Consider the following 12,955-nt stretch of genomic DNA (forward strand, 5'->3'; position numbering starts at 1 on the left):
AGAGGAACCCTACTCTCACAAGGGAACCCCCTTATTCTCACCAGAACTTCCACCACGGCTTCTTCTCTTTCGCTGCAGCAATCTCATCCCGAAAATCTTGCATTAACCTCTTCGTTTCCTGCATCTCACGTAGTGTCTTCATAAGCGTCTCGTCTCGCGCTTCCAATCGTTTTTCCACTCGCTCATTATGCGCTTCAACGCTCGCTTTGATTTCCTCATTACTTTGCTTTGCCTGCTCACTTAATCGCCTCTCCATTGCTAACATACTCTGATTCATTTCTTGCGCCATAACGCTGTACTGTTCCTGTAATTGCTGTTTAATGTGGAATGGCACTAAGTCCGTTTCCTCAGCCTCTTCTTGAATCAGATCCGGATTAACTTTCTCTATTTGCTGCGCAATCATCTTCGCTGCCTTTTCTAGCGTCATACCGTCATGCTTACTGAGTTCAATTAATTTCTCAATCACCATAATGTCATTTTCTGTGTATTGGCGTCTGCCACGATTATCTTTCTTTACAGCGAATCCCTCGCGCTGTAATACTTCCATGTACTTTCTAAGGGTGCTATCGGAAATTCCTAGTCGTTTGTATACTTCACTAGCAGAATAAACAATTTCGTCCGTCATAACGTCACAACACCTCCTAGTGAGAGTATTCCATGATGGCAAAGAAATTCCTGCAAATAAAAAAAGACCTGTACAGGCCTTTTCAACTTAACTATATACTTTCTTTTTCTCTTTTCTCTAACTGATAAGTTAAAGCTAGATTAATCAAGAATGTTATAAATGCAAATATACTTGTTGCAATAAAGATATAGCCCATGATTGATATATTATTATAATCAATCGACAAACATAATAATAAGCCTATACAAAAGAAAGATGCAAAGTTATCCGAAATGACTTTTTTCATTCTAGTTTCCTCCATACACTTTCTGTTTCCCATTTTTCACTATGAAAATATCTTATAGCGATTTATTGATTTTAACAAGCAATTTCCTAAACAACAGAATCATTTGAACTACAATATAAACAATTCCCGTTTGACTTATTAGCGAGAATCCTTGTTCCTGGCTACCAACCATAATGAACAAACCACCGCATAACGCTATAACGGTTGAAGTTGAAGTTGAACCGACTGTTAAGTTTCTTAGTCACATCATAAATATTTCCTATTATTTAATTAAATAAGAATTCACTTTTCCATTCAGGATTCTTTCTATTCTCTTCATTATAATCAAGAAGGCACTCTTTCATTATTTTTGTATCTATCGGTAACCTTTTTTCTAACTTTGACCATCCTTCGAAGATCATTTTGTTTGGCAAAGGAAACACAAACCCTGTAATACAATCCCAAAAGGCATCCCAATTTTCCCCATAAAAATCAGGAAACTCAAGCTTCTCTTTAAGAAGTAAATGCAATTCTTTTGCATTATAAATGTTGCTTACATCTATGACCATAGTTGATTCATGTTCATTCCTCAATTTATACACCTCATTAACATATTGGCTTATATTTTATCATTATTTTACAAGATGTCACTTATTCCTAGTCCTTTGTATACTCCACTAGCGGAATACACTATTTCATCCGTCATAACGTCACGACACCTCCTAGTGACAGCATTCCATGATGGTTCAGAAATTTCTACAAGTAAAAAAAGGAGCCCACTAGGACTCCTCTTTGTTTTAAATCTTAATAGTTAATTATAGCTTGTCCTGCCGGATACCAAGTTCCATTATTTGCCAGGGCGAAACCATAGACAGTCTGACCAGAGCCAATTTTTTGTTTTACATTATTTAATGATTCATATCCATATGCCTGATAACCATTCCCGCTTTGTGGATATGCTACTGCTAATGTATTGTAATTATTTGGATCCGAATAACTATTTGTCCAAGCTATTCTTTGATAATACTTTGAAGTGAATGGATTTTCTAAGCCTTTTACAGCAAATTCAACAGTGCTCCCATTGACATTAACAGTAGTATACGCCGTACTTAAAGTATTTAAGTCTGCAACCTTTTCCTTACTTAAAGCTGGTGTGTTTTCTGCCGCCATCACACCGCCAGCTCCAGACAACATAATCCCAGTTGCTAATGCTCCAATTGCTAGTTTCTTTAACATAAAAAATCCCCCTTTAATAGTTTTATAGCTTGCACCTTCATCATACTTTCGATTTTCATACATGTAAATATATTACAATTTTAGAAACATAAAACTATTTATTGCGAATGTTGAGTTAAGATATGTTGTCTGATAATAACGATAAATGGTTATTATCATATGAAAAAGTCCTACATTAGGTAGGACAAAATAGCCTTAGCAATCTCATAAACAACGGAATCATTTGCACAACTATATAAACCATTCCCAGCACGACTTATTAGCGAGAATCTCTGTTCCTGGCTACCTACCATAATGAACACCCCTCCGCATAACGCTATAACGGATGCAATCGGATATGACACAACTTTAATTAAGAATATAACCGGTTCAAACGCATTTACAATACGATTGTATAATTGGCCATCTATATAATTCTTTATCTTTTCGTCGTTTGATTGCATATCTTTAAATACCTCATTCACATCTAAATTATGACCATCAGCAAATACATGAGGAATATCTATAATTTTACTGAATATAATAGCACTACCGATCACAATACTTATTCGCACCGCCACGGGTGCGTATTTTTTTGCTTTCTTATTTGAACAAGCTCCTCTTTTTCTTAGCGCCATAGTTACCATCCATAAAATCCTCGATGCTCATTGTCTCTGCTACCATATGGACCATCTCCCTGTATAAGACCTTCTATATTTAATAAATGGGGTAAATATTATGTACTTGAAATTACGAAATAAACCAACATCACCTTAAACACTCTTAAACTCACTTGTATAAATTCTAAACCAACTCTATACTTATTGCATTAACCATAAAAACAAAACGTATTACAAACGAATCTGAGGACTTGTTTTTTAATTTCACAATTTTATTTTTGTAAACAAAAGGAAAAATTCCATTTGCACATGAATTCTTTTTATTTACTTCTCTAATTTATTGTAATCCATATTCCTAAGCTGTTTGTACTTTCTCCACCGACAGAATCATTTGTACGTGACAATGTATCGGGTCCTAGTGTGACTCCTAATCAATGAACAATTTCATACTTCATTTGCTCGATAGAACTATACCCTTTTATTCATTGCAACATATCCGCAAATGAAGTCCCCACATTATTCTTTCGTTTCATATGCTTCTCTAAATAGATTTTTGTTGTTTGAATATTTTCATGCCCCAGCGTTTGCATTAAGTGATATAAATCTGCATTTCCTTGTTCAACTGCCATGATTGCAAAAGCATGACGAAATGTATGTGCTGTTACTGGATTTTCACGATACTGCAGAAACTCTAAATTTGTTTTTTTGATCATATCTGTTACCTGGTTTGATAATGTTTTTGAATTATAAAAGCTTCCTCTTTGGTTTATAAATAAAGGACTTTCATCTCCTCGATCCAATACAGTTTGGAACCCTCTTCTCTTTCTCATTTCACAAATACATTGATACAAATGTTCCGAAATGAAAAGTTCACGCACTTTATCTCCTTTACCCGTTACTTTTAACCAGTACTTTCCGTCATAGTGTAAATCTTTGACTCTTGTTGTACACAATTCTTGAATTCTTGCACCTGTACTTGCCAGAGCTAGTAAAATTGTATAGTTTACTACATGCCCTCTTTCTTTATAAAATCCTAATATTTTCATTACTTCATCATAAGATAGGTCCCGATTTGGCCGATCCTGTTCATTTACATTTGCGCGCTGCAGTTCTTCATGGAGAGGCTTTTCAATGTAAGAAAATACATAAAGATGTTTTAGAAAAGAACGAATGAGCACTGTTTTCTTCGCAAGTGTTGCGACTGCATATGTGTCACCATTCCTACCGTTCTCTACCTTCTTCAACCAAGAATTATATTTGCGAATATGCCAAGGTTTTAATGTTCTCAATAAAGAGTCCTTTTTCTGTACCTCTTCCCCATTTAATTCGAATTCTTCTGCATACTGCACCATGCACTGACAAAATGACAAGATTTCAGATATATAACTCTTTTTCGTATCCTCTTTTCTATTCTTCTTCTCATCCATATCTTTTTGTAAATGTACGAAATGATAAATGACCTCCAGGTCACTTAGATACGTATATTTACTCTTTCCCTCTTTTTCTGCAACCTCAATCTTCTCTTCCACCATATCTACATAACGATTATTATGCAGATATGGGACAATATCTTTTATATTCTCTAAATATGTATCTATATATTTACTTTGATTATTTATGATAGGTAAATTTTCTCTTACAATTTCATTATCCATATTTCAAATTCACCTCTCCTATTGTAGATTATGAATATAATTATTTTTAATAACTATACTTATCATTTTATTTCACTTCTATTAATTATACAAATGATAACTCATATTCTTTCAGTAATAATTCTATATTCTTCTCTATTAACTTATATTTATATTTTTTAATAATTTATTAATAATTAGATATTATTTAACAGTTAATAAATTAACATTCATAGTTATCTTATAATAAACCCATCTATAAAAACCTATTAAAATACAAAAATGCATAAAATATTTAATAAAATTCATTTCTTATTTTAAATGCAAATAAAATTCTGATATGATATATACATATCTAAAATATTAGCAAACAATAGTTATGGAGGTGTCATTGCATGACACAAGATTTATTGTTCATTACAAAACCTACTGTAACGACAAAAGAGGCAGCCAACTTATTAGGAGTAACGATACAAACAATTTTAAAAAAAGAAAAAGACGGATTAATAGAATGTGTATATAAAGATAATTGGAAGCAATTCGGTAGTAAGATTTTCTATTTAGAGGATATAGAGCGCTTAAAAAATAAAGATACGGTTAAAGGACTTAGCACAAAAGAAGCAGCTGATATTCTTAATGTTGCCCCATCTACTATCTTTACATATATCAAATCTGGAAAATTACCTGCGACAAAGGTAGAAAAACGAGGAAAACAGGTATATCTTATCGATGAGGAAGAGCTAGAAATTTTTATGCTTGATTATGAAAAAACTAAAACAAAAGAGCGAAAAACATTCATTACTAAAATTCAAGGAGAAGATATATATTTATACCAACTATTAAGACATCAACATACCGGAAAAGCTGCTAGGGTAATAGAGATCAATGGAACAGATGGAAAGATTCTTACAGAGGATGAAGAAATTTTCCCGCTGTCCACTTATAAGGAACATGATTATTCCTTTGAATCTCTTCCAAAACAAGCTGTAATTACAAAACGGGGGTATTTATCTTTTTCATTTAAAAAGCCTCAATTATTTAATTCCATTACTTATAATTTAATTAACTTATTTTATAAAGAACTTGGTGTCACAAATATGCGATTGAATATTTCATCTGATACTATCAAATTAGAAATTAAACCTTTCGTATTACAAATAGAGCCATTGCAGTTTCAAGAAGAAATTAAATACTTACATGCTCATATGAAATCTGGCACAATACTTCCACATGTAGAAGGGATTTACTTTAAAAGTAATGTAGAGCCATTCACTTTTCATGCAGATTATGAATTCAAGCAAAAAGTAGTTCAAATGGCAGCGGATGCTGGTATTGGGCAAGAAGAATTCTTATTACAAGCAGTAAAATCCTATATAACAAATTTAGAGCAGTATTAAATACTAAAGCAAATAAAAAAGAGAAAAACTAACAGAAATAGTTAATTTTTCTCTTTTTTATTTGCTCAATTCAGGCTGGATTTTTTCTATAAATATATCAATATTTTATATATTTTTAAAACAAATAAATATATAAATCCTTAATTCTTACTGAAAAAAACAAAATTAAATCATAAAGATATAATAATTTTATTCTTATTAGCAATAAATTATCTTTTTTTTCTTAAAATTATTATATTATATAATTAACGAATTAATTCTGGGGGTAAAAAAATGAGAAGTGATTTTTCACCTAATATACCAGTGTATATACAGATAGTAGAGTACATAAAAATGGAAATTATATCTAGACGCTGGTCAACAGGCAGCAAAATTCCTACTGTACGTGAATTAGCTACTACATTACAAGTCAATCAAAATACGATTCAACGTGCATTTCAAGAGCTAGAAAAAGAAGAGATTATTATAACGCGTAGAGGAATGGGAAGATATGTAACCACTGAGGAAGATAAGATCAAAGAACTTCTTAATCAAATGATAAAAGAATTAATTAATAATTTTATAAATAACATGAAAAACTTAAATTTTAATGAAGAGACGATTCTTATAAGTCTCCAGTCTGCATTATATGTTGATAATTTAAAAGTATTAAATAAATAATATATGAAAACATATGTTTATACAAAACAGTAATGTAGAGATGTATACTAAGAGCACCATTCACTTCATTTCTTTTAAAACAATAAAATGAAAAAACTCTATTTAATTCACTTTTAACCGGTGAATTAAATAGAGATGTTTTTTTAACAATTTATATAATATTACTTTGTGCTTGTCCATCTATTTTAATAGCAATTCAACTTAAAACTTTGGCATCATACCACCAATTGCTCCAAAAGCTACTGAGAAAATAAAGAAGATGATTGCAACTACCGTTGCCTGTTTTTTGCTTAATCCTGCTGTAATATGTAATCCTAATGCAGATATAACTAAAGACCATATTGTAAAGATTTCAAATGACTTCATAGCACCATGTAAAACGTCATTAAATGAAGTTAATAAAGGAGCTAGCCCAGTATACATTTCTTCTCCTGTTTCTCCAATAATAATAGCCAAAAGACCATTTATAAATAAACCAAGTGTGGTAATAACACTTCCATACACTGAAATTGCTAATAATTTTTTAAAAGGTGTATCGTTGTTCATAAACATCATAAACACTTTATAAATAGCTGCAGTAATAAAAGCCCCTATTATAAAACCAATAGCTCCTGTAACAAATCCACTCCCTAATTGCCAATATAAGGGGATATCTAAAACTGACTCTGCATTTGCTTTTTTACCTTCTGGAGACAGAATATAGGCATATGTATTAATTAGATATACAATACCGGTTAAAGCTGCCAATATCCAAAAACTTTTCCAAATGGCGTTACTATTTTTTATTCTTTCAAATTGCAAACTTGGAGATGTAATTATTCCAAATAACGATGGTTTTTCAACATTGACCTCTTGATCTTTAATATTTAATTCCATTTTTATAACCTCCATGCATTTATATACTACACTCTATTAGAAAGTGTATGTCATCTTATCATACATGTAACCTATTCATAGCGAAGTGCTTCAATTGGGTCCAATTTTGCAGCTTTATTTGCAGGAATTAACCCAAAAATAATACCAAGTGTCATAGAGAACAACACTCCACCGACTACAACTTCCCATGAAACAAGTGGTGGCCATTTCGCATAAATAGACACAACATAAGCTCCCAAGTAGCCAAGAGCAATCCCAATTAGTCCACCAATAAGAGTTACCATAACCGATTCAATTAAGAATTGTAGTAATATTTTACTGCGCGTTGCCCCAAGTGCTTTACGTACTCCTATTTCACGTGTTCGCTCTGTTACTGATACAAGCATAATATTCATAACACCAATTCCACCAACCACTAAGGAAATACCAGCAATACCACCTATAATCATAGTCATAATATTTGTCATTTGAGAAATACCATCTTGAAGTTCTTTTAAATTTGTTACCTCATATTTTCCTGTAAACTCGCTTGGTTTGCGGCTATTTAATACCTTAGACGCTTTTTTTCCTGCTAATTCTAAATCATCAACATTTTTTGCTTGTACGGAAATTTCTTGAATTTCATCTTTTCCATATAATGTCGGCCATAGTGTAATCGGAATTAGAGCTTCTGAAGCTTCCATTCCCATAAAATCATTATCTGATTTATACGTACCAATGATTTGCATTGGTTGGCCCTTAATTTCAATTATTTTACCAATTGGATTTTGCTTTTTGAATACTTTATTTTTCATTCCTGTACTAATCATGACCACATTATTTCCTTCGGTAATATCAGACTCCTGTAATGACCGACCTTTTAATACTTTCACTTGATTAACATTAAAGTATTGTTTATCTAATCCTGTAATAGTTACCATTTCTTTTTTATCTTCGATATCCAGAGCTTCCATACTAGAATTTGTTGTAAGAACATGTGCCACTTCTGGGATATTTTGTACTTCATAAATGTCTTCCTCAGTTAACTTAGGTTCTTCTGTTTCAAAGGGATTATTAATATCTGGAGTGTAATGAATGGGAACAACATTATTTCCTTTACCAGCAAATAATGACTTTAATGTAGCCTCCCCTCCCTGTCCAATTGCAACCACAGTAATAATAGAAGATACACCGATAATAATCCCAAGCATTGTTAAGGCTGAGCGTAATTTATGGGAAAGAATAGAAGACAAAGCAATTTTTATACTATCTAATAAACTCATACGGCACACCTTCTATCTTCTGTGATTTTCCCATCTCGCAATACAATACGGCGAGATGAATAAGCAGCTACCTCTTCCTCGTGCGTAACCATAACAATTGTCGTACCTTCTGCATTTAACTTTGTGAAAATATCCATAACTTGGCCACCAGATTTCGTATCAAGTGCACCAGTCGGTTCATCGGCCATAATGAACGTTGGGTTATTCGCAATCGCCCTTGCAATTGCTACACGTTGCTTCTGTCCACCTGATAATTCATTCGGTAAGTGATGCACGCGATCTGCTAATCCTACTTTACCTAACGCCTCTAAAGCACGTTTGCGACGCTCTGCCTTCTTCATTCCCCCATATACGAGTGGAAGTTCCACGTTTTCCACTGCAGAAAGACGTGGTAATAAATTAAAGTGCTGGAATACAAAGCCGATATATTCATTACGAATTAAAGCAAGCTTTGACTCGTCTGCCGTTAAGATATTCACATCATTCAGCACATATTCACCTTCTGTCGGACGATCTAAACAACCTATAATATTCATAAGCGTTGACTTACCAGAACCAGATGGCCCCATAATGGAAACAAACTCACCACTTTGAATTGTTAAACTAATACCGTGCAAAATTGGCACTGCCAACTTCCCTTGATAATACGTTTTAGCAATATTATTTAACGTAATCATTTCTCTTTCACTTCCATTCCGTCATACACATCGTCGGAAGGATTTTTAACCACCTTTTGCCCCACTGTTACGCCTTCTACAACCTCTGTCCAATCTCCATCAGTAGCACCTTTTTTCACATTTTTTTTATGAAGCTTTCCTTTTTCTTCGATATAAACAAATGCATCTTCACCTTTTTCAACAATGCTCTTACTTGGAACAGCGATCATCTTCTTATTCTCTAAATTTACTTGTAGTGAAACGTGATAACCTGGAGATAAACCGTCTTGACTATCAAGACTTGCTTTATATGTATATTGAGACATATTTTGAGTCGCCTCACCCATCCCACCAGCTTGAGCCATTTCCGCACTCGTTGGGAACTCGCTTACCTCTGTAATCTTACCTGTCCATTTTTTCTTATTATTTGCTTTCGCAGTGACAGTGAATGTTTGATCCTTTTGAATTTGTGACTTTTGAAGCTCAGTTAATGTTCCTTGAACTTGGAACGGATCTTTAGAAGCAACTTGTAAAAATGCCTTTCCTTGACCACCTAATGTTTGAGATGAACTTTGTGCTGCATCTTTATCTAACTTTTGAACAACACCAGCAAAATTACTATAAATCGTAAGCTCTTTCTGCTTTTTATTTAACTCTTCTTTTTGTAACTTTCCTTTTTCTTTCTCAAGATCTATGGTTTTTTGCGCTATTTCTAGCTCACTTACTTGTTCTTCCATCGGATCTGTTATTTCTTTCCCAGCTCCACTATCTTTGGCCTTCTTAATTTCTTTCCTCAATGAATCAATCTTCTTTTTCCCTTGGTCATAACGCATATCTGCCATCTTCTGATCAAGCTCAGCTTGTTTCATTTGCAAATTAATTTCTTCATTATCATAAGAGAATAACTTCGTTCCCTTTTCTACCTCTTGCCCTTCTTTTACCGCAATATCTTTCACTTTCCCTTTAGTTGAATCCGCATAGAAACTTTCAATATTACCAGGCTTCACCTGACCAGAAATTAACTTCGTATTATTTAGTTTACGCTCTGTCACTTTCTCAAAGCTCACAGTATTAGCCGTTGTTGCCGCATCTTTTTTCTTGCCTTGCATTGCAAAAATATTAATTGCCGCTACAATAACAATTAACGCAATAACTCCAATAATAATCCATTTTTTTGTTTTCTTCTTTTTTACATCTGCATTTGCTAACATAGAAATTTTTCTCCTTTTGTGATTATTCTGCGTTTCAAATCTAATGAATTTAGAGCTTCAAAATAAAACTAGATACTTATTTAAATATAGAATTTTATTTCATTTCTTTAATGCTAACTTTCTTGTTTATATATTTTGTACTACTTCCATACCAATAGTAGTAATTTCTAGCTACATCCTTTGGAAGATCAAAAACTTTTGTTTTCTTAACTGGTTTGGCACGTATTGAAGATTGAAGTGTTGCAAGCCCAAATAGCCGTTGTAGCCCGGATTCGACTATTTTTAACTCTTCTATATTTTTTCGATTTGTTATAAATAGATTTGTTGAAAATCCTCCTCGTTGCAATTGAATGAATTCCCCGTTAAGTTTGTAACCACTATATAAACCATTCAATATTTGCGATGTATTAATAAGTACGAATAATATTATTGGGATATACCAAAACTCTGCCCCAAAATAATAAGTAAGTATCGTACCTATAATCCAAATATAGCTTGATCTTACCATTTTTATAAAAATGGTATATTTGGGAACACCAATCATTTTTGTATCGATTTTAAATGCTGGCAAAATCTCAGGAATTAGTAATAAAGCTCTATTTTTATCTATAAGTGGAAAGAGTACTTTAGCGGTTCTCATATCCTTATCTTCCATATCAGTAATACTTATAATTTTCACTTGTACTAAACCAAACCATCTTTTTAATAGATTAGTATTAATATTAATAGCTTGGATTTTCTCCTTTGGAATGGAGAATTCAGTTTTATTAAATACACCTGTTCTAATAAAAATTCGATGTTGATCAGAAGTAACTTGAAAGTTACCATATTGAATATAAGTCTTAATCATCCCATAAACTAATGACATTATTAAAAGAATAAGAATACCAAGACTCATTAGTAACCATGATTTTTGAAAAAAAGAACTGATTTCATTTATATAGCCATCTATAGAAATAAAATCATTTATATTAGAGTAAACCTCTTGAATTACTGGAATCAATAAAAGTAATTTAAGTGACATAAGTGATTTAACCAATATTTCTTTAGGTGCCATTTCATAATGCTTATCTCTTGAAATATATTGAGGTTCTATTAACTCTACTTTCTGTATATCTGATTCATTCTCTTTCTTTGGAATAAAATTAATATGTCCTAAATGCTTTTGTATCCGTGCAGCCTCTTCGTAAGTTATCATTTCAAGCTTAATGGAAGATTTCTTTTCATTGGAACCAGTTTCTAATAAAAGTGATGTTAGTCCAAATAAACGGTGAAAAAAATGCGTATTTTGACTAATACCTTGGATACGTTCTAATGGAATAAAACGATCTTCCTTAATGAAACGCCCCTCATAAATGTACATTTCTTTATCCGTAAATACATACTTAAAATGTTTCCAATCAAGAAATATTGAAACGAAATTATAAATTAGATAAATAGCTCCTGCAGCTATACCACCAATCATAAAAATAGGGTTAGAATTTGAACTTATAAAAATAGCGAAAAAAACGATCCACAGAATAAGTTCTTTTATAGATTTTACTATGGAAAAGAGCATCCATAACGGATGCATTCGCTGAGCTATTTGTTCATATGCTAGTTCTTGCTTCATTGTATTATAGCCCTCCTATTTTATTCATTGATTTCATTAATTCCAGCTAAATATGCAATGTTTGCTCTTAATTCTGTTGCTTTCTTTTCAGAAATAGCAGGTATCTCATGCTCTGAAGCCATTGTACCTATTGTTAGTGTAGACAAGCCATACTTTCGTAGTATTGGTCCTTGATTGGTATTTACATATTGCACTTTGGCCATCGGTATTATTAGATGCTTTCTCATTAATACTCCTCCATGCTTTAGTTGAATATAATTTTCATCAATTTCATAACGCCATGTTCGTTGTCGATAAATAGGTATTATGGATAGTTCGAATATGGAAGAAATAATGAGTAAAACAATAATGATATAACAAATAATACTTACCCAGCTTTTCCAGTCATAATAATTCTGTAAAAATAAAAGAATTCCTAATATGCAAAGTGCAGTAGTATAAGTAATTACATCACTTATCCGCCATACTTTTACTGCATTTGGCGAGATTTTTTGTTGTGGTTCTTTTATCATTTTAATCTCAATCTCCTTTTTGATAATTAGTAGCGTTAATAATCTATCTATTCTAAATTTTCGTTAAACCTTACAGTAATTATTATACTTAAAAATATATCCATGTATAGATTTTTTTGGAATAAATATCAAAAGCAATCTAAATATATAAATTTTTCTAAAAATTCAGTTGACATGATTTTAAAATTTAGATATATTTATAATCGCGAAAGCATTACAAAAAATTCATAAGGAGGTATATTATGGTTGCATTTTTAAGAATCGTAGGCCAATTAGGCGCTAAGGCTGCTTCATGGGCTTGGGCTAACAAAGGTAAAGTTTTAGGTTGGATCAGAGATGGACTAGCTATTGACTGGATTATCAACAAAATTAATGACATGGTAAACTAATAATTCAAAATTTTACAATTA

At 32.3% G+C, this 12,955-nt stretch carries 15 protein-coding genes and 1 pseudogene; 3 read left to right on the plus strand and 13 right to left on the minus strand.

Translation table 11 applies throughout. The annotated features are described in order from the left end of the window. Positions 1–37 precede the first annotated feature (37 nt). From ACTFSL_RS24905 to ACTFSL_RS24935, 7 genes and pseudogenes are all read right to left on the minus strand, one after another. Positions 38–625, minus strand: coding sequence for a DUF3967 domain-containing protein (locus ACTFSL_RS24905; RefSeq protein WP_098801127.1), 588 nt, complete (start codon positions 623–625; stop codon positions 38–40). A 91-nt stretch (positions 626–716) separates the two neighbouring features. Next, complete coding sequence (locus ACTFSL_RS24910) at positions 717–911, minus strand: hypothetical protein (protein WP_061667359.1); 195 nt, start codon at positions 909–911, stop codon at positions 717–719. A 266-nt stretch (positions 912–1,177) separates the two neighbouring features. Further along, positions 1,178–1,483 (minus strand): barstar family protein, encoded by a 306-nt coding sequence (locus ACTFSL_RS24915; protein WP_061667361.1) that lies wholly within the window; start codon positions 1,481–1,483, stop codon positions 1,178–1,180. A gap of 211 nt (positions 1,484–1,694) precedes the next feature. Further along, positions 1,695–2,126, minus strand: a complete 432-nt coding sequence (locus ACTFSL_RS24920) for a hypothetical protein (RefSeq protein WP_063539080.1) — start codon at positions 2,124–2,126, stop codon at positions 1,695–1,697. Between the two features lie 170 nt (positions 2,127–2,296). Beyond that, a complete protein-coding gene (locus tag ACTFSL_RS24925; protein ID WP_440042569.1) occupies positions 2,297–2,752 on the minus strand; it encodes a hypothetical protein in 456 nt (151 codons plus the stop codon). Between the two features lie 305 nt (positions 2,753–3,057). Further along, positions 3,058–3,207, minus strand: a pseudogene (locus tag ACTFSL_RS24930) (small, acid-soluble spore protein, alpha/beta type). Beyond that, complete coding sequence (locus ACTFSL_RS24935; protein WP_243821234.1) at positions 3,208–4,380, minus strand: tyrosine-type recombinase/integrase; 1,173 nt, start codon at positions 4,378–4,380, stop codon at positions 3,208–3,210. A 374-nt stretch (positions 4,381–4,754) separates the two neighbouring features. Between ACTFSL_RS24935 and ACTFSL_RS24940 the strand changes: the two genes are divergently transcribed. Continuing rightward, positions 4,755–5,756, plus strand: a complete 1,002-nt coding sequence (locus tag ACTFSL_RS24940; protein WP_063539076.1) for a helix-turn-helix domain-containing protein — start codon at positions 4,755–4,757, stop codon at positions 5,754–5,756. Positions 5,757–6,029: 273 nt separating this feature from the next. Continuing rightward, a complete protein-coding gene (locus tag ACTFSL_RS24945; protein WP_063539074.1) occupies positions 6,030–6,416 on the plus strand; it encodes a GntR family transcriptional regulator in 387 nt (128 codons plus the stop codon). Between the two features lie 201 nt (positions 6,417–6,617). On the opposite strand, the gene ACTFSL_RS24950 is transcribed toward ACTFSL_RS24945, so the two are convergent. The 6 genes from ACTFSL_RS24950 to ACTFSL_RS24975 all read right to left on the minus strand — a co-directional run bounded on the left by ACTFSL_RS24950 (position 6,618) and on the right by ACTFSL_RS24975 (position 12,545). Then, positions 6,618–7,292 (minus strand): Yip1 family protein, encoded by a 675-nt coding sequence (locus tag ACTFSL_RS24950; RefSeq protein WP_063539072.1) that lies wholly within the window; start codon positions 7,290–7,292, stop codon positions 6,618–6,620. Positions 7,293–7,363: 71 nt separating this feature from the next. After that, positions 7,364–8,554 carry an ABC transporter permease gene (locus ACTFSL_RS24955; protein WP_063539070.1) on the minus strand — a complete coding sequence of 397 codons (1,191 nt, stop codon included), beginning with the start codon at positions 8,552–8,554 and terminating at the stop codon, positions 7,364–7,366. Further along, positions 8,551–9,231, minus strand: coding sequence for an ABC transporter ATP-binding protein (locus tag ACTFSL_RS24960; protein WP_063539068.1), 681 nt, complete (start codon positions 9,229–9,231; stop codon positions 8,551–8,553). Before ACTFSL_RS24960 ends, ACTFSL_RS24955 begins: the two co-directional genes overlap by 4 nt. Beyond that, positions 9,228–10,421, minus strand: coding sequence for an efflux RND transporter periplasmic adaptor subunit (locus ACTFSL_RS24965; RefSeq protein WP_063539066.1), 1,194 nt, complete (start codon positions 10,419–10,421; stop codon positions 9,228–9,230). The genes ACTFSL_RS24960 and ACTFSL_RS24965 overlap by 4 nt, the downstream gene beginning before the upstream one ends. 94 nt (positions 10,422–10,515) lie before the next feature. Continuing rightward, positions 10,516–12,033: a PH domain-containing protein gene (locus ACTFSL_RS24970; RefSeq protein WP_440042573.1), complete on the minus strand. Its 1,518-nt coding sequence runs from the start codon at positions 12,031–12,033 to the stop codon at positions 10,516–10,518. A 20-nt stretch (positions 12,034–12,053) separates the two neighbouring features. Continuing rightward, positions 12,054–12,545, minus strand: a complete 492-nt coding sequence (locus ACTFSL_RS24975; RefSeq protein WP_080470945.1) for a PH domain-containing protein — start codon at positions 12,543–12,545, stop codon at positions 12,054–12,056. Positions 12,546–12,787: 242 nt separating this feature from the next. Between ACTFSL_RS24975 and ACTFSL_RS24980 the strand changes: the two genes are divergently transcribed. Beyond that, complete coding sequence (locus ACTFSL_RS24980) at positions 12,788–12,934, plus strand: aureocin A53 family class IId bacteriocin (RefSeq protein WP_063539058.1); 147 nt, start codon at positions 12,788–12,790, stop codon at positions 12,932–12,934. The last annotated feature ends 21 nt before the right edge of the window (positions 12,935–12,955 follow it).

The sequence above is a fragment of the Bacillus cereus group sp. MYBK108-1 genome (assembly GCF_051917185.1).
Lineage (GTDB): Bacteria > Bacillota > Bacilli > Bacillales > Bacillaceae_G > Bacillus_A > Bacillus_A cereus.